This is a genomic window from Syntrophales bacterium, assembly GCA_023229765.1.
Taxonomy (GTDB): domain Bacteria; phylum Desulfobacterota; class Syntrophia; order Syntrophales; family UBA5619; genus DYTH01.
In genome coordinates this window covers 15,174-31,765 of record JALNYO010000015.1, presented here as the reverse complement: position 1 = coordinate 31,765, position 16,592 = coordinate 15,174, and the positions used below count along the sequence as shown (strand labels likewise).

Genomic DNA, 16,592 nt, shown 5'->3' with positions numbered 1-16,592 from the left:
GGCACCTCGGCAATTTAATTGTTACGGCTTATCTCTTGATGCTGTCCCAACAGGCTTCTATGCATTTGGCAATCAGCTCCTCATCCAGCAGCGCCAGCCCGGTAATATGGTCCCGGGCCAGGAAAATCATCGGTCCAAAGGCCAGGGCAAAAAGCGAGTTGACCGGCAAATCCTTCAAAATCTTGCTCGCAACGCCCTCCTGGAAAATTTCCTGGAACGGATTACGGTTATCGGCTTGTCCCAGGAGCCTGTCCTTGCGGTGGGAAGCCCCGTAAGGGGAGTTGTGATATTGCTCAATATAGCGAAAATCAACAGGATTAGCGATAAAGTACCTTAGCAGTCGGGCGCCTGCAAAGATGAATTGCTCCCTGAGGGGTCGGGATTGATCGTCATTTTCAGCAATGGCGGCGACTACTTTTTTTTCAACTTCCGAGTAAACTTCAGTGATCAGAGCTTCCCTGCTTACGAAATGGCAGTAGATTGTGCCCGCGGCAACCCCCGCCCTTTGGGCGATCATCGCCATCGGCGCGCCATGAAAGCCCTGTTCTGCCATCAACTCCAGCGCCGCGTTAATAATTTCCCTGCGTTTATCGGAAGTTTTCAGGTTCATCTCCCCACTTATGAGTGAACGTTCATTTATTTCGGTGTGCTGATATCCCGTTCGAAAATGGTTGTCAAGGGTATTTTTAGATTAGTTTAACTGGCCTGCAGATATTCCTCGAAGCCCATCGCCCGGTCAATTAACCCGTCGGGGGTGATTTCGACGATGCGGTTTGCCACGGTGGAGACCAGTTCATAATCGCGGGACGCCATTAGAATTACCTCCGGAAAAGCAACGAGGCTGTTGTTCAGGGCCGTGAGCGATTCCAGATCGAGGTGATTTGTGGGCTCGTCGAGAATCAGGGCATTGGCGCCGGCAAGCATCATCCGGGAAAGCATGCAGCGCACCTGCTCTCCGCCTGAAAGCACACTGGTTTTCTTTAGCGCCTCTTCGCCGGAAAAGAGCATCCTCCCGAGGAAACCCCGGGCGAAGCTCTCTCCATCGCAAGGGGGAAACTGACAGAGCCAGTCCACCAGAGTCAGGTTACCCCGGAAATAGGCGCTGTTTTCCTTCGGGAAATAGGCTGGGGTAATCGTTGTTCCCCAGCGGAAACTCCCCCTGTCCGGGGTTATCTCCCCGGCGAGTATCTGGAAGAGGGTAGTTTTGGCCAGTCCATCGCCCCCGACAAAGGCGATCTTGTCCCCTTTGCGCAGGGTGAGGTTCAGGTTGTTCAACACGGACACCCCCTGAATATCCTTGCCGAGACCGGTGATCTCAAGGATGGTGTTTCCGCAGGGGCGCTCCGGTTTAAACTGGATAAACGGGTACTTGCGCGAGGAAACCGGCATATCCTCGATGGTCAGTTTTTCGAGGAGTTTTTTCCGGGAGGTGGCCTGCTTCGACTTGGAGGCGTTGGCGCTGAAGCGCTGGATAAAGGCCTTCAACTCATCCGCCTTTTCCGTGGCCTTGCGGTTTTCGTTTTGCTTCTGTTGGACGACCATCTGACTTGCCTGGTACCAGAAGTCGTAATTGCCCGCATAGACACGGATTTTCCCGAAATCGATATCGGCAATGTGCGTGCAGATCTGGTTCAGAAAATGGCGGTCATGGGAGACGACGATGACGGTGTTGCGGAAGCGGGCGAGAAAATCCTCCAGCCAGGCGATGGAACGAAGGTCCAGGTGGTTTGTCGGTTCGTCGAGCAAAAGTACGTCCGGATTGCCGTAGAGTGCCCGGGCGAGCAGCACGCGCACCTTGTTGCCTCCGTCGAGTTCCTTCATTTTCCGGGAACAGAGCGCTTCGGGGATGCCAAGCCCGTTGAGCAGCACCGCCGCATCAGTTTCAGCTTCATAACCGTTCATTTCGGCGAATTCCGCCTCCAATTCCGCGGCGACAACCCCGTCCGCCTCCGAAAAATCGGGCTTGGCGTAGATCGCCTCGCGCGCGGCCATCACTTCGTAAAGCCTTTTATGCCCCATGATGACGACGTCGATGACCGTTTCTTCATCAAAGGCAAACTGGTCCTGGCTGAGCACCGAGATTCTTTCCCGGGGGCCGATTGCAATCTCGCCTGTGTCCTGCTCCACGTCGCCGGCGAGGATCTTCAGAAAGGTTGATTTCCCCGAGCCGTTGGCGCCGATGACGCCGTAGCAGTTGCCCGGCGTGAACTTGATATTTACCTCTTTGAACAGCGTCTTTTTGCCGTAGGCAAGGGTGACATTGGATACGTTTATCATGTTTTCATTCCTCGTTAGTTTCTCCTGCTCAATTGCCATAAATAAAAAACCACAGGGTCGAGCCCCGTGGTTTTAAGGTCGAAGGCCTCATACAACAAAGCCGTCCCGAAAGCAACGGTTATTTTGCAGCAGAAGAATAGCGGACTGAGGATTGATGATTAGCGAACAGTTAAATGGCCTGTGTTGGATTATCGATTGGCGATAACCAGTTTTTAACGTTGATTAATTGAATCTAAATAAGCTCAGTCTCACGCGGGTTTCATGTCATATATCTTCAGTGATATCGAGGTCTTTTCATGATTTGACGAGACTCATAAACAATGCCGCCGTCAGGCCGAACATCGCGAGCCCCCGTTCAACCTCATCATAGAGGTTATTGCCAAAGCGGATATGGATGCCGACGGACGCGGGGGCCACAAGCCTGGCTGTCTTTAATTCCGGGAAGCCGCCGGTTACGGCTTCCCGCTCTTTGAGTCTACGCCTTATGTTATAAAAAGATGTTGTCGGAATCTGGTTCTCCCGGCAATAGGCGTCGATGGTCATGCCGCTTGTCCGTTGGCCCTCGATATCTCCCGCCAATGGGCGTACCATTCTTCTTTTGTCATATATCCCTCCCGGTCTGGAATTTTATTGCTATCGGGAGGCATATCTCAAAACAGATTGGATAAAAGACGGTGATGATAATGCTGGCGGAAGCGGCAACGTTTTGAACTCAAATATGGGTGAGTACTTTCAACCTGGGCAATGATCATAATTCGTCAGGGATCATGATAATGAAAGTGACCGTGAGGCGGTAAAGTCAGGGAAATGTGTTGAAAAAAAGCAGTGATTGGCCTATGCTCGGCACCAAAATAGGAAATATTCAATATTCCGATCGATTCCGATTATGGTTTAAGTCGAAGGTGGTACAAATATCAAAGAGTGAATGAAGCTCCATGGAACAGGACCTAACTTGAATATAAACATCCCCATAGCAGCCGATTTTATGCGAAAGCTCTCCACAAGGGCACGAAATGTTCTTATTCAAGAGAAAATACTAACTTGTGAACAGTTGATGCGTTGCAATGAAAAAGATTTTTTTAATATTGGTGGAGTTGGCAAAAAAACGGTAAATGACATTAGGCGGTTACAGAAGAAAATTGCCGAACAACATCCCGCCTTTACCAGGTCTTATAAAAACGCCCAGGTCAAATATCCAGTGGGTAATGATAGACAGACTTTCATCCATACGCCCTCTACCTCTCCCCATATTGGTGTTCTTTTATCTCGCACGCTTCCGGAAATATTCCAAATAGTATCGCAACAGTATGATTATTCAAACGATGAAACCCAAGGTAGTATAAGCAGTCTTGAAATTCCTCAAAACGATCTTCAGCGACTCCGAGTGATTGCACTTTTCCCAGATGATCCGGCCACGTTCTGCTCCATGTTACTGTTGGTTATCTCCTGCAATCGGACATGAGCGAGGAAGCATTTTCATGTATCCTTAATTACATAGCGTCAATATTGGGCTTTACTGACCAGTCTCAAATGACAATATCAGTTGGTGCTTTATCAGATGATCCTATTTTTACTGGTATACCGCCCATAGTAATCACCGAGCTGCGGCTATCGCAAGGCTCTATGGGCACCACTATCAATGGTGAAGTCAGAACGATGATATGGGAGAATCTTACCTTATTGTCCGAGAGCAATATTGTCAATCGCTTAGGGTTTTCAATGCAAGGATTACAGGCCATCCGGCAAGTTTGGTATCTCAAAGAGATTGGGTTAGAATTAATGAAAACCCTGTCAAAGGGTATACCAATAGAAGCATATGGAAATTTGGAAAAACTCATAGATGAGTTCATGTGGAATCTGGTGGGGCGCGAGCGTGAAGGTCGGATTTTGAAAGGGCGTTTGGGGTTGCTCGATGGGCGAAAATGGACGCTTGAAGAGTTGGGGGACCGTGAAAAAATTACCCGTGAACGTGTCCGGCAGATTGAAGAAAAATATATTTCAAAACTTCAAAAACCGAAAGCCCTTAGTCGTTTGGATAGGTTTTGGCATGCGGTCGATGATGTTCTTATTCCTGGGGGTGGTGTGTGCTGCGTACAGGAAATTGCTAACGCCCTGGGAAAACGCTGGGAATGGCAAAATCTCCCTTCTGACGCAGAACTGGCCTCTCTGATCGATTTGTCGCCACAATACGAGGTTGTTTGGAGTCTACCGATTCGAGTAATCATGCCCAAACATCCATGTGTGAAATGCCACGCAATCCGACCAGAGATAACAGGATCTGTTGAAAATCAGCCTGATGGGGTTCTGCCATTTGATGTTGCTACTGTCAAGATAAAAGAGTTCTGTAGAGGCAAAGCGTGTTGCAATAAAGTTTCTTCAATTTCTCAGTTTTCGATGGGTTATCTGCATTTTCTAGTTGATGCTATAGAAGAGATCTCGGCAGATGAAAGTGCGTTCTACACACAATACGCATGGACACTTAAATATGGAAAGAATGGAAAGAAACGAACTCTGCTTGTCGAAACAATCCTTTACAATACCGGGCGACCGATGCATTTCACAGAAGTGCATACTGAAGTAAATAAAGACCGTCCTGAACATGAGAAAATATCTGAGCGGAATATCTATGCTTATATCGAGCGTTCGCCAGACCTTCTGCTCTGGGATCGAGGCACATATATTCATCGCGATCATATTTCAATTCCATTTGACGAAATAGCGGAGATAGAACACGACATAATATCCAGACTTGGGGGAGATATTCCATACCTCTCAGTGAGTGGGATTTTTGAGCGATACAAGAACAAATTACTGAAGGAAAATATTCCAAGTGAGAGCGCTCTTTATTCCTGTCTTCGGGAATCAAACAATCCGGCATTAAGGTATCCTGACTACCCATATGTCATCAAAAGCGAGAAGGTCACGCAGCGCCTGCCATTGCCGCTTGTATTGGAAAAATTTGTGTTGGATCAGGAAGGTACAGTTAAATTGGAGCAAATCAGAAAATATGCTTTAGAACAGCTTTGTGTTAACGAAGCTGTGTTTATGGCTAATCATTTACCAAATACCCCCAATATTTTACGCGTGGATCGCGGCGAGTACATACATATACAACAAATAGGCATACAGAAAGAAAGGCTAACGTCTATTATTGAGCACCTTACGACACTCCTCAGTTCATCACGCCACATTTCAGCGATAAGGCTCTTTAACGACAAGAAGATTACCTGCAAGCTGTTGGGGATTGTATCCCCAATGCTTCTGTTTTCAATAATTCAGTTTTTCTACTATGACGAATACGATCTTTCTCTTTATCCCCGTATCCGCCTCTCTGGTGTTATAGAAGAAGGTGGTCGTGCAACTGGTGTAGCTACGGAAATCATCAACTACATTCTCGACAAAGCAGAACCTTGTAGCTTTTCGGAATTATATCAGCATTTTGTGGATGATTTAGGATATAAGCAAAATAGTGTCTATAATGTGTTGCACACGTACAAGGACGTCATCCGTTACAGTGACGGAGTTATTGTGCACATTGAGACTCTCGGGTGGACAGGGAACAGCCAGGCAGCATTGGAATTATTGGCGGCCCATTATCTTTCCAATCGAGACAGTGCCGGAAAACCTTTCGGCCTCATTTCGCATTTCTATGATTATCGACATGATCAATTACCAGCGCTTCCCGATCATTTTCTTTGGACGCAAACTCTTATTGGAGAACTGCTATCACGCGAAGGGAAATATCGTATCATAGGGTCACAGCGTAATGCTTTCGTTTCGATTCCAAACTCATGCGGTATCGAAACTCTTGATGATCTTCTATACTATGTTCTTAACAACGACTACGAAGGTGCTGCAAATATCGATGTTTTTGTTGCTGACATGCGGACAGCGGGTATCTTGAAAAAGGGCCTGACACCCATGATGTTGGGGACAGACAGTCGCGTTGGCATTGATGGAAATGTTGTACAATTAGCGGAGTTACGCGATCGTGCTTAAAGAACTTGAATTGTTACCGGTATATGACAGCGAATACTATGACTTAATTCGTGACCTGCAAGTACCATTGCTCTCTCATGCGAAAGATTACCTGCGTGGCGTAGGGTTTTTTACCTCTGGGTGGTTACGTATTGCCGGGCAGGGCATGTCTACGTTTGTGAAGGGCGGCGGTTTTGCAAGGATTGTTATTTCTCCAATCCTTGAAGGGGCAGACTGGGAGGCTCTCAAGTTTGGCGAAGCTGCACGGTTTGATGCCGCACTCCGTGAAATCCTAACACGGAATGTTGAAGATATTGCCAGGACACTGGAAAATGATACACGTAATGCACTTGCTTGGATGGTTGCCGATGGGACTCTTGAGTTTCGTTTTGCACTGCCGCGTGACCGGATGTCCGCCGGAGATTATCACGATAAGATCGGTATTTTCGTTGATAGCGCTGGTGACCGGGTAGCCATTCATGGATCGCTGAACGATTCCATTAAGGCATCCTTGAATGGGGAAGCATTTTCTGTTTTTAAATCATGGGACTCCGGGCAATCACCATATGTTGAGATGCACCAAAAGCGGCTTGAAGCCTTATGGAATGATAAAAATAAACAATTCCGCGTGTGTCGTATTCCTGAGGCCGTTCGAGAGAAATTCATAAAGTTGCGGGTTTCATCAGAAGCACCGTATAGCAGCCATAATTCGTTATATGATGGCTCATCCTCTCCATATTGCCCTGTGAAACTTCACGATTACCAAAAAATTGCTATTCAAAAGTGGCGCGAGGCGGGTTGTCGTGGAGTCTTTGAAATGGCCACCGGGACAGGCAAAACAATCGCCTCATTGGCGGCTGCAAGCTCTATCTATAAGGAAAATGGTCGACTGGCGTTGCTTATACTCGTTCCCTACCTGCACCTTCTCCAGCAATGGGAAAGAAACTGCCATCAGTTCGGGTTTGATCCTATTCTCTGTAGTGGCGAACATGGTAGATGGCAGATTGCCGTGAAATCGGCTATTCAGGATTTCAATATCGGTGTTAAAAGCAACCTTTGTGTTCTTGCAGTTCACAAAACCGCCGCGACAGACAGATTTGCTGCGGCGATTCGTCGTCTTCCAGCGAGTGATACTTTGCTAATAGGTGATGAAGCGCATGGCCTTGGCGCAGCGCATTTACGCAAAGCGATGACAGAAAAAGCAGATATGCGACTCGGATTATCCGCTACGCCACGCCGCTGGTTTGATGATGAAGGGACCGATACTCTTTTTAGTTATTTCGGTTCAACCTGTTTTGAATTTTCGATAGATCAAGCAATTGGGAAATTCCTTACGCCTTACGAATATTATCCTCAATTGATTAATCTAACGGAGTCAGAGTCCGACCAGTACGATGAGTTAACACAAAAAATTATTGCAATCTCCACTTTGGCGGAACATGATCCCGAATTACGTGATCGCCTGCAAAGACTACTTTTACAGCGTGCACGGATTATTTCGTCGGCGCAACAAAAACTACCGGCATTGCTTCATTTGCTAAGCCGTATGCAGGAGGACTATCGACAACGCGCTGAAGAGCCAGCCGGCATTCTGGTCTATTGTGCACCAGGGGAACATCGTAAAGTATTGCAGGCCGTTGCGGCCCTTGGGTTACGTTGCCATGAGTTTGTTCATGATGTAAATTTATCGGATCGAGAAAAACTCCTGGCCCTGTTTGATACTGGCGACATTCAAGTGCTTGTTGCTATAAAGTGCCTTGATGAAGGAATAGATGTGCCTTCTACAAGGACCGCATTCATTCTCGCCAGCAGTACAAACCCACGCGAGTTTGTCCAGCGTCGCGGGAGAATTCTCCGTCGGGCGCCGGGGAAGACCTTGGCAGTTATCTATGATTTTATAGTTGTACCGCCGACCGACCGCTTAGAATTGAAGCTTAGTTCTGACGTGGGGATACTCCAACGTGAAATGCCAAGATTTGTTGAGTTTGCGTCCTCTGCGATGAACCAATTCAGCGCACGGGCAGTAATACGGGATATTCTTGACCGATTCGAAATGTTGAATCTACTCGATGAGAAACCTTGGGATGTTTATCATACACTTAAACGATGGGATTGGAGTGCGTATGAATGATTTAGAAAAAACCCTGTTACCTGATGTAAATGCGTTGATAATTGAAAAGCTCAACACATATCCCGCTGATGTGCGCGAATTGGCAATACAGGCAATTAGGTTATCAGAATCCTACCCAGAAACAGCGGTTGCTGAGCAACTCCAGGCCATTGTGCGGAAGCTCTCAAAACAACAGGAGGGTAATAACTTATGATATTGCATAAGTTGATAGTGGAGAACTTCCGTCAATTTCGCGGAAGGCAAGAGATTGAATTTTGGTTTCCATCACTACCTCACCACAATGTGACAGTCGTATTTGGCGAGAACGGTCGGGGCAAGACAGGGTTGTTTAGAGCCATCATGTTTTGTCTTTTTGGCGAACGTCGCCTGAGCCAGGATGGAGATGTCCCACGGGAAGAATTACAACTCGTAAATGTATCAGCACTTGAGGCGGATACTGGAGTGCCGGTGCGTACATCTGTTGAGTTGGAATTCGCTCACCTAGGGCAGTCCTATCGTTTGCGTAGAGCCATATTGGGGATGCAGGATGGAAACCGGATAATTGAAGAAGAAGATGAAAAACGCCTTTTTGTGATTACGAGTGATGGGAACACCCAGACCGTTCCGACCACTGAAATTGATGCCGTTATTGACAGCATCCTTGATCGGCGTGTCAAGGATTATTTCTTGTTCGATGGTGAGAAGATTGAACGTTTAACCCGCGCTAGCATTGAACAGCGCCGGGAAATCAGTGCCGGTATTCGGAACCTGCTCAATGTTGATGCACTTGAGACAGCGATAAGGGCGGTAGGGCGCGTTTCTAAGGCTCTTGAAAGAGAATTATCCAATTCATCGCATGAAGAATTGTCGCGGCTCCTCAAGCGCCTTAGCGATAATGAAGATGAGCAGACTCAATTACGTGGGAGGCTCGATAGTCTGGCGGATGAAATGCGCCTTGCGCGGCAAGAGATTGATAAGACTGACAATGAACTTAAAAAATTTAATGAGATACGCCATCTGCTTGATCGGCGTAAAATATTGGAACAGGAATTAAAGGAACAGGAGCAGCTGGTGGACAATACACTTAAAGAGATGCATAGTCTCGTATGTAAAGCTTCATCGCTTATTTTGGCTCCTACCGTCATTACCGTCTTCGAACATATAGAACGTCAAAAACAAAAAGGAGAAATTCCGTCTGAAATTCGCCGTGATTTGATTGAACGAATCCTCACTGATGATGAATGCATCTGCGGTAGAGATATTCTTAAAGATCCGGCAGCCCATTCACACATTCTTGATTGGCAAAAACGCACAAGTGACGTTACTACCCAGGATGCGGCGCTCAATCTTTGGCGATACCTGAGCGAAGTGCGTAATCACTTCAGTGACGATGCGGACCTGGTCGAAAAGCGCTTACAGCAATACGGAAATATTCGAAGTACAATAGCTAATATCAATCGTAGCCTTGAGAACGTGAGCAATCAGATCGGCACGTCAGAACGGCAGGACGCCACAAAATTGGACGAACATCGCAAGAAACTTCAGGATGGCATTATTACGCTCGAGGCTAATGCTCGTAATGCCCAGACTCAGTTGGAACAGCTCAAGCAGGAGGAGGAACGTTTACGAGCATTACTCAAAGAGGAGCGTCTGAAAGTTGGAAGGAATGATGAATTATCAAGACGGTCTATGTTAGCACGTGACACGCAGGACGCACTTAAGGATGTCTATGATCAGTTTACGCGTGAGATAAAACAGTTAATAGGGCAGTCGGCCACGGAACTCTTCGCAAAACTGTTAGATAAAGAAGGAAGGGAAAATCTAAGGACTATAGTCGTCAACAATGATTATTCATTGCAGGTATTGGATCGGTATAAGAAGCCCTTTCTCGCAAACATCTCTGCGGGGCAACGACAAATCATGTCGATTGCATTCATTGCCGCCCTGGCTCGGGCTGCTTCGAGAGGAGGTCAAATCGAAATTCCATTGTTTATGGATACACCATTTGGCAGGTTATCATTTGAGCATCGCCAGAACCTTATAAATTATGTACCTACGTTCGCATCCCAATGGATTCTCCTGGCAACGGATACCGAGTTCCGTCGCCAGGAGGCGCAACTATTGAAAACCAGCGGCAAATGGGGGAAATTCTATATTTTGCGCCCAACACTTGATGGCAATACGGCGATTGTAGAACAGGATATCAATTCTGCCCTGGCTATTCTTCGTGACGAGGAGGAATACTAATGAAGATGGATGGAAAAATTCGCGTTGCCACTGATGCTCATTTTAAAGAGCTTTACAATAACGTGAAAAGCAGTGGTACTGTTGGGGATTTTCATGAATTGTTCTTTGTCTGTGCGTGTCTGGGCTACCAGAAAAAAAAGTCAATACAAATCAAAAAGCGTGATGACCGCTTCTGGTCAAGTACGATTACCCCACCAGAATGGGCTTGCTATTATGCCATGATATTGGAACAGAACGAGTTCGACTATGCAAAAGTTTCAGAAGACAAGGATCTGCTCGCTGTTATTGAAGGCTATGCCAACGCCGGTATTGACATCCTGATTGAGGAATTCTTGAAGGATTACCTGCTTCCAATTTCCAATGGTTCTGACCCACAACTCGACCCAACTTGCTGTACGGAACTTCCCAAACAATTTGTCCACTTTATTTTTGAGCAGTCTGAATCGGAGACTTGGGATAACTGATGCGAAATATTTTATTGGTTGAACCATCCTATAAGAGTAAGTACCCCCCGCTAGGGTTAATGAAGATTGCGGCATATCACAAGCGATTGAATGACCGAGTGGTCTTTGTGAAAGGATGCATTCCTGAAAAGCGTGTCGAACGCTGGGATCGCGTATATGTGAGTTCTCTTTTTACCTATTATTGGCGGGAAACTGTCAAAACGATAAAGTATTATCAGAACAGTGTCCCGCGAAGATCAGATGTTATAGTGGGAGGGGTGTTAGCAACCCTCCTTTGCGATGATTTGGAGTTAGAAACAGGTGCCACTGTGATATCAGGGCTTCTGGATAATTCAGGAATTCTTGATCCAGGTGATAAGATCAGAATTGATACACTAACACCGGACTATAGCATCCTTGACGAGGCAAATTATACTTATGCATTGCAAAACTGTTATATTGGGTATGCAACCCGAGGGTGCCCAAATAGGTGCGCATTTTGTGCAGTTCATCGAATAGAACCAGAATTCAATGGCTATTTACCTCTCCGCCGGCAGATTCAACTCATCGAAGAACTGTATGGAGAGAAACGTGATTTGATCTTATTAGACAACAATGTTCTGGCATCGGAACGATTTAGGGAAATTGTAAAAGATATCAAGGCGTTGGGATTTGGAAAGGGCGCAACTTATTCCTATCGAAATAAATCAGGGCGCACTAGCACGGTGAACCGTTACATTGACTTTAATCAGGGATTGGATTCTCGCTTGCTGACAGAAGAGAAAATGGCGCTGTTGAGTGAGATCGCAATTCGGCCTGTCAGAATCGCGTTTGACGATATTAGCATGCGTGACTTGTATGAAGAAAGGGTAAGATTAGCAGCCAAGTATGGTCTTCAATACCTGTCGAATTATATTCTGTACAATTTTCATGATCATCCCGACGAGTTCTACGACCGATTGAAGATTAACCTTGATCTTAACGAAGAGCTAAGGCTGCAGATATTTTCATTCCCAATGCGATATGTGAATTTGCAGAGCAAGGATCGTCTGTCAAAGACAGCCGGTAATATAGGTGAGCACTGGAATGCAAAGTACCTTAGGGCGATTCAATGTGTCTTAATACGCACGCGTGGACTTGTAGGCACCAAACGGGATTACTTCTTGAAGGCATTCGGTAAAGATCATGAGGAGTTCCATAAAATTCTGCTTATGCCCGAATCTTATATTATTTACCGATTTAAACATGAGGGTAATGGTTCCACCGAAAAATGGTGGTCACAATTATGTTCACTATCGGATTGGGAACAAGATATTTTTAAATATATCGTTCACAATCATCTTTTCCGTACTGTCAATCGTGCTGAATTAACGCGTGCAGTGAAAGAGGTCCTTGATCATTATATGGAACAAGATGTCCGAGAAAAATCTTTAGTAGACGTTGCCCCGGTACGTTGGGAAATGGCTTCCGGTGTAAGCGTCCGATGAACCCGTCTTGTAAAGTATTTGCAGTCGCGGTAGAAGACAGCCACCAGCAATGGACAACTCCAGTGACGGCATGATCTTTGACAGTCTGTATAGGGGTGGTTTTAAAAAGCAAGGTGCAGTGAGGCGAGGAACGCTACCGGCGCACATCTCAGGCATTTTCCGTAAGCAGCAGGCCGCGCTTATCCTTGGGAAGCGGTTTCCAGACATCAGGCAGCAACTCCCGCAGACGACTGACCGGATGGCTCATAATTCTCCGCAGCATGTCGTCAAAATACTCCCGCGCGCCGATGACGCCGTAGCAGTTGCCCGGCGTGAACTTGATATTTACCTCTTTGAACAGCGTCTTTTTGCCGTAGGCAAGGGTGACATTGGATACGTTTATCATGTTTTCATTCCTCTTTGGTTTCTCCTGCTCAATTGCCATAAATAAAAAACCACAGGGTCGAGCCCCGTGGTTTTAAGGTCAAAGGCCTTGTACAACAAAGCTGGCCTTAAGGCAACGGTTATTTTGCAAATTAATGACAAACTGAAAGATCCGGGGTGAGTTAGCCGAAATTGCTTGTTTTTCATTACTGATGGGTGTATCAGTCTAAAGACGCAATATTATAAGAGATATAACGGTTGGGTCTGAGATGATAATGCTTCACTCTTTTTTGCCGGTTGCCGACGGCGCTGCCAAGGCGCTTGTGCTGGGAAGCATGCCGGGCCGGGCGTCCCTTGCCGCCGGCCAGTACTACGCCCACCCCCGCAACCATTTCTGGCCGATCATGGGGGAACTCTTCGGCGCCATTCCGGATCTTCCCTATCAAGAGCGGCTGAGCATTCTGAAATTCAGCAGAATCGCCCTGTGGGATGTGCTTGCGTCCTGCACGCGGGAAAGCAGCCTTGACGCAGGCATCGCCAAAGATTCAGAAATTATTAATGATTTTGAATTATTTTTTGCAAAACATCCTCAGATAACTGCGGTTTTCTTTAACGGCAGGAAGGCCGAACTGACCTTTTTAAAGCGGGTCAAACCACTGTTGAAATCCCGGGCGTTGGCCTGCCATCTGCTACCTTCGACCAGCCCGGCCTACGCGACAATTTCGTACGAGCGCAAGCTGGAAGCCTGGAGGATTCTGGCACTGAAAATATGCAGGCAGCCATGAATAAACATTATTGATCCCGCTTGTGAAAGCGGTTCGAGATCATCGGTGCAGATGCGGCAGCATCCTTTTTTCGACAGACTCCCGCTGCGCTTCGAATTCCGCTTCATTTTCCGCCGGCGTCAGATGAATCATCTCATCGAACCGGATCGTCACCCGGGAGAAGGGTTTCGGGAGAAAAAAGCGGTCCCAACTGTTGAAATGCCAGGCCCGGTCGGCAAAGACGTAAAAGGGGACGATCACCGCGTCGGCGTATTGGGCGATGGCGATCAGTCCGTTTTTGACGACTCCGGCCGGCCCCTGCGGTCCGTCAACGATGTGGGCGGCCAGGCCTGTTTCTTTAAGCTTATTGACAATTTCCTTCATCGCCTCCCGTCCGCCCCGGGAGGAGGAGCCGCGGATCGGCGCCCAGCCGCTGCGGAGGGCCACCCCGGCAATGATTTCCCCGTCCTTGCTTTTGGAGATCATCAATCCCGGTTTTAAAGCGCGGTAGTTCTGAAAATGACGGATGGCCCCGAAAAACTGTTGATGCCAGACACACAAAAGAACGCGCCCGCCCTGTTCGAGATGTTTCTGCCACGGGGATTCGTTTTCAACCTTCAGCCGCAGCGTGCTCGAATAGAGGCGGATAAAATGGTATAAAAAACCGATAAAAGGCTGTGAAGTCAAAATGATGTCGATCTTCTTCGCCATTTCAGCTCGCTTTTCTCATTACATTGCCAAGCGCAGTCAATGCCCTCGCGATAGCATCCCGGTCGATGCCGTAGTGGGTGACCATCCGGAAGCGGGCCGGGCCGGTGTGCAGCAGCCTGACGCCGTTTGTGGCCAGTTGTTGCATGAATTCATCATCAGTGAAATCTGGAGCAAGAAGGTCGAGATAGACAATGTTGGTCTGTACCCGCGCCGGTTCCGCGGCCAGTCCCGGAATGTTCGCGATTCCCTCTGCAAGAATGCGTGCATTTTCATGGTCTTGGGCCAGGCGAGCGACCATTGTTTCCAGGGCGACAATTCCTGCCGCGGCGATAACCCCCGCCTGGCGCATCCCGCCGCCCACCATTTTTCTGATCCGCCGCGCCCGTGCGATAAAATCCCTGCCGCCGCAGATAAGCGAGCCTACCGGTGCGGATAATCCCTTGGAAAGGCAGACATTTACCGAGTCAACCCCTTTCGTCAGTTCCCGGACATCAATGCCGAGGGCGCAGGCCGCATTAAAGATGCGCGAGCCATCGAGGTGAACATGAAGGCCGCGGCGCCGGGCCAGCGCGACAACCAAGGCCGTGTATTGCGGCGTCAAGGCGGCGCCGTAGCAGCGGTTGTGGGTGTTTTCCAGGCAGATCAGGCGGGTATGGGGAAAATGGATGTTCTCGGCGCGGATGGCGTTTTCGATATCCTCCAGCCTTAGTGTTCCGTCGGGCTGATTGGGCAGGGTATGGGGAAAAACGCCGCCGAGCGCTGATATTCCGCCTGCCTCGTTCAGAAAAATATGAGAGATGTCGCCGAGGATGATCTCCTCGCCGCGGGCGCAGTGGGCAAGTACGGAGACCAGGTTCCCCATTGTGCCGCTGGCGACCAAAAGGGCGTCTTCCATCCCGAGGCGCTGGGCCGCCAGCTCCTGAAGTTTGTTCACCGTTCTATCCTCGGTGAAAACATCGTCGCCCAGGTCGGCATCAAAGATTGCCTTTCGCATTTCCGGTGTCGGCAGCGTTACCGTATCGCTTCTTAAATCAACATAATTCATAACTAAGACCTCTTATTTGATAAAAACTCTGTCCGGGCGAAGCTTTTTGAGATGCTGCTCAATGGCGCTGGCCATAACATTTCCCTGCATTTTAAGCAATAATCAACTTCATGGAAATTTCTGGACGAGCCAGAACAAGCCCATGCCGGCAAGAACCGTTCCTGCCAGCGATCTGGTTTTGACGGCTACGAAAAGGGTAGGAAGTGCCAGAAGAAACTCCGGGGTCAGAGCATCCAAATGCCTTGGTTCGCCGACTGTCAGGATGGACGGGAGGATAAGCGCGCTGAGGATTGCTGCGGGAATGAAATCGAGCCACTCGATAAACCAGGACGGCAGCTTGCGGCGAGACAGCAGATAAAGCGGCGCCCAGCGGGGGATATACGTGACGGCGCCCATGCAGAGGATGATTATCAAAATCTCAATGTTCATGACTTTTCACGCGCCTTTTTTCTTCTCCGGAGTATCAGGCCGATGGTCGCCGCGAAAAATGAGGCAAGGATAACATGGTAATTGCCCGGAACAAAAAACGCAATGGCGACGGCAAGGATTCCGGAAAGCAGGGCTGCAAATGCATGCAGCGAATCCCTGACCTGAAATACCAGAAGACAGATGAACATGGCTGTCAGCGCATAGTCGAGCCCCAAAGCACCATCCGGCACAAAGCTGCCGATCAGGCTGCCGGCAATCGTGCTTGCCACCCAGGCCAGGTTGCTTATCTGATTGACAACAAGCGCTGTCTGCCAGTTCCAGTTGCCTTGACGAAAAAGGGCGGAGTTCACTGCAAAGCTCTCGTCGGTAACGCCATAGGCGAAAAGCGCCGTCTGGGGGCCACTCAATTCGCGCAGATGGAGCGATAAAGCCGAGCTCATCAGCAAATGGCGAAGATTGACGACAAATGTGGTGAGAACGATTGGCAATAATCCGGCGCCGCTGCCGATCATCGCGGCGGCGATAAACTGGGAGCTGCCGGCGTAAACAAGGAGCGACATCAAGCCGACCTCCAGCGGCTGGAGGCCCGCCTTCCGGGCAATTACGCCAAAGGCTAATCCGACCGCAATATAGCCAAGGCAGACGGGCCAGGCGGCGGCGAATCCTTTTCTGAAAGTGCTGATCGAAAAATTCTTATCTGAAGAACCAGAATTCATATTATTAGTAAATTAAACCGCA

The 16,592-nt window shown here is 48.2% G+C and carries 16 protein-coding genes; 8 read left to right on the top strand and 8 right to left on the bottom strand.

Features of this window, described 5'->3' with window-relative positions; translation table 11 throughout:
• Window positions 1-28: 28 nt before the first annotated feature.
• The 3 genes from M0P74_09615 to M0P74_09605 all read right to left on the bottom strand — a co-directional run bounded on the left by M0P74_09615 (window position 29) and on the right by M0P74_09605 (window position 2,868).
• Complete coding sequence (locus tag M0P74_09615) at window positions 29-610, bottom strand: TetR/AcrR family transcriptional regulator (protein ID MCK9363837.1); 582 nt, start codon at window positions 608-610, stop codon at window positions 29-31.
• Window positions 611-696: 86 nt separating this feature from the next.
• Window positions 697-2,277, bottom strand: coding sequence for an ATP-binding cassette domain-containing protein (locus M0P74_09610; GenBank protein MCK9363836.1), 1,581 nt, complete (start codon window positions 2,275-2,277; stop codon window positions 697-699).
• A gap of 294 nt (window positions 2,278-2,571) precedes the next feature.
• Window positions 2,572-2,868 (bottom strand): hypothetical protein, encoded by a 297-nt coding sequence (locus M0P74_09605; protein ID MCK9363835.1) that lies wholly within the window; start codon window positions 2,866-2,868, stop codon window positions 2,572-2,574.
• A gap of 334 nt (window positions 2,869-3,202) precedes the next feature.
• Between M0P74_09605 and M0P74_09600 the strand changes: the two genes are divergently transcribed.
• From M0P74_09600 to M0P74_09570, 7 genes are read left to right on the top strand one after another with little or no spacing between them, the layout of a single operon-like run.
• Complete coding sequence (locus tag M0P74_09600; GenBank protein ID MCK9363834.1) at window positions 3,203-3,739, top strand: hypothetical protein; 537 nt, start codon at window positions 3,203-3,205, stop codon at window positions 3,737-3,739.
• Entirely contained in the window at window positions 3,736-6,276 is a 2,541-nt protein-coding gene (locus M0P74_09595) for a hypothetical protein (GenBank protein ID MCK9363833.1), read from the top strand. The genes M0P74_09600 and M0P74_09595 overlap by 4 nt, the downstream gene beginning before the upstream one ends.
• Window positions 6,269-8,386, top strand: coding sequence for a DEAD/DEAH box helicase family protein (locus M0P74_09590; GenBank protein MCK9363832.1), 2,118 nt, complete (start codon window positions 6,269-6,271; stop codon window positions 8,384-8,386). The genes M0P74_09595 and M0P74_09590 overlap by 8 nt, the downstream gene beginning before the upstream one ends.
• Window positions 8,379-8,579, top strand: coding sequence for a hypothetical protein (locus M0P74_09585; protein ID MCK9363831.1), 201 nt, complete (start codon window positions 8,379-8,381; stop codon window positions 8,577-8,579). Before M0P74_09590 ends, M0P74_09585 begins: the two co-directional genes overlap by 8 nt.
• Window positions 8,576-10,612, top strand: coding sequence for an AAA family ATPase (locus M0P74_09580; GenBank protein MCK9363830.1), 2,037 nt, complete (start codon window positions 8,576-8,578; stop codon window positions 10,610-10,612). The genes M0P74_09585 and M0P74_09580 overlap by 4 nt, the downstream gene beginning before the upstream one ends.
• Window positions 10,612-11,076: a hypothetical protein gene (locus M0P74_09575; GenBank protein MCK9363829.1), complete on the top strand. Its 465-nt coding sequence runs from the start codon at window positions 10,612-10,614 to the stop codon at window positions 11,074-11,076. Before M0P74_09580 ends, M0P74_09575 begins: the two co-directional genes overlap by 1 nt.
• Before the next feature lie 59 nt (window positions 11,077-11,135).
• A complete protein-coding gene (locus tag M0P74_09570; protein MCK9363828.1) occupies window positions 11,136-12,542 on the top strand; it encodes a hypothetical protein in 1,407 nt (468 codons plus the stop codon).
• Between the two features lie 148 nt (window positions 12,543-12,690).
• Here M0P74_09570 and M0P74_09565 read toward each other — a convergent pair whose 3' ends face one another.
• A complete protein-coding gene (locus tag M0P74_09565; protein MCK9363827.1) occupies window positions 12,691-12,927 on the bottom strand; it encodes a hypothetical protein in 237 nt (78 codons plus the stop codon).
• A gap of 253 nt (window positions 12,928-13,180) precedes the next feature.
• Between M0P74_09565 and M0P74_09560 the strand changes: the two genes are divergently transcribed.
• The gene (locus M0P74_09560; GenBank protein MCK9363826.1) at window positions 13,181-13,690 is read left to right on the top strand and encodes a DNA-deoxyinosine glycosylase; all 510 of its coding nucleotides are present in this window, start codon (window positions 13,181-13,183) and stop codon (window positions 13,688-13,690) included.
• Window positions 13,691-13,729: 39 nt separating this feature from the next.
• Here M0P74_09560 and M0P74_09555 read toward each other — a convergent pair whose 3' ends face one another.
• From M0P74_09555 to M0P74_09540, 4 genes are all read right to left on the bottom strand, one after another.
• Complete coding sequence (locus M0P74_09555) at window positions 13,730-14,380, bottom strand: lysophospholipid acyltransferase family protein (GenBank protein ID MCK9363825.1); 651 nt, start codon at window positions 14,378-14,380, stop codon at window positions 13,730-13,732.
• Window position 14,381: 1 nt separating this feature from the next.
• Window positions 14,382-15,425 (bottom strand): low-specificity L-threonine aldolase, encoded by a 1,044-nt coding sequence (ltaE, locus tag M0P74_09550; protein MCK9363824.1) that lies wholly within the window; start codon window positions 15,423-15,425, stop codon window positions 14,382-14,384.
• A 108-nt stretch (window positions 15,426-15,533) separates the two neighbouring features.
• The gene (locus M0P74_09545) at window positions 15,534-15,854 is read right to left on the bottom strand and encodes an AzlD domain-containing protein (GenBank protein ID MCK9363823.1); all 321 of its coding nucleotides are present in this window, start codon (window positions 15,852-15,854) and stop codon (window positions 15,534-15,536) included.
• Window positions 15,851-16,570 carry an AzlC family ABC transporter permease gene (locus M0P74_09540; protein ID MCK9363822.1) on the bottom strand — a complete coding sequence of 240 codons (720 nt, stop codon included), beginning with the start codon at window positions 16,568-16,570 and terminating at the stop codon, window positions 15,851-15,853. The genes M0P74_09545 and M0P74_09540 overlap by 4 nt, the downstream gene beginning before the upstream one ends.
• Between the last annotated feature and the right edge of the window lie 22 nt (window positions 16,571-16,592).

What these genes read in the sequence shown, in the direction of transcription:
- M0P74_09565 (MCK9363827.1), bottom strand. Translation starts at nt 12,927, where the DNA reads ATGATAAACGTATCCAATGTCACCCTTGCCTACGGCAAAAAGACGCTG.
- M0P74_09540 (MCK9363822.1), bottom strand. Translation starts at nt 16,570, where the DNA reads ATGAATTCTGGTTCTTCAGATAAGAATTTTTCGATCAGCACTTTCAGA.
- M0P74_09580 (MCK9363830.1), top strand. Translation starts at nt 8,576, where the DNA reads ATGATATTGCATAAGTTGATAGTGGAGAACTTCCGTCAATTTCGCGGA.
- M0P74_09600 (MCK9363834.1), top strand. Translation starts at nt 3,203, where the DNA reads ATGAAGCTCCATGGAACAGGACCTAACTTGAATATAAACATCCCCATA.
- M0P74_09555 (MCK9363825.1), bottom strand. Translation starts at nt 14,380, where the DNA reads ATGGCGAAGAAGATCGACATCATTTTGACTTCACAGCCTTTTATCGGT.
- M0P74_09560 (MCK9363826.1), top strand. Translation starts at nt 13,181, where the DNA reads ATGCTTCACTCTTTTTTGCCGGTTGCCGACGGCGCTGCCAAGGCGCTT.
- M0P74_09615 (MCK9363837.1), bottom strand. Translation starts at nt 610, where the DNA reads ATGAACCTGAAAACTTCCGATAAACGCAGGGAAATTATTAACGCGGCG.
- M0P74_09570 (MCK9363828.1), top strand. Translation starts at nt 11,136, where the DNA reads ATGAAGATTGCGGCATATCACAAGCGATTGAATGACCGAGTGGTCTTT.
- M0P74_09595 (MCK9363833.1), top strand. Translation starts at nt 3,736, where the DNA reads ATGAGCGAGGAAGCATTTTCATGTATCCTTAATTACATAGCGTCAATA.
- ltaE (MCK9363824.1), bottom strand. Translation starts at nt 15,425, where the DNA reads ATGAATTATGTTGATTTAAGAAGCGATACGGTAACGCTGCCGACACCG.
- M0P74_09575 (MCK9363829.1), top strand. Translation starts at nt 10,612, where the DNA reads ATGAAGATGGATGGAAAAATTCGCGTTGCCACTGATGCTCATTTTAAA.
- M0P74_09545 (MCK9363823.1), bottom strand. Translation starts at nt 15,854, where the DNA reads ATGAACATTGAGATTTTGATAATCATCCTCTGCATGGGCGCCGTCACG.
- M0P74_09605 (MCK9363835.1), bottom strand. Translation starts at nt 2,868, where the DNA reads ATGGTACGCCCATTGGCGGGAGATATCGAGGGCCAACGGACAAGCGGC.
- M0P74_09610 (MCK9363836.1), bottom strand. Translation starts at nt 2,277, where the DNA reads ATGATAAACGTATCCAATGTCACCCTTGCCTACGGCAAAAAGACGCTG.
- M0P74_09585 (MCK9363831.1), top strand. Translation starts at nt 8,379, where the DNA reads ATGAATGATTTAGAAAAAACCCTGTTACCTGATGTAAATGCGTTGATA.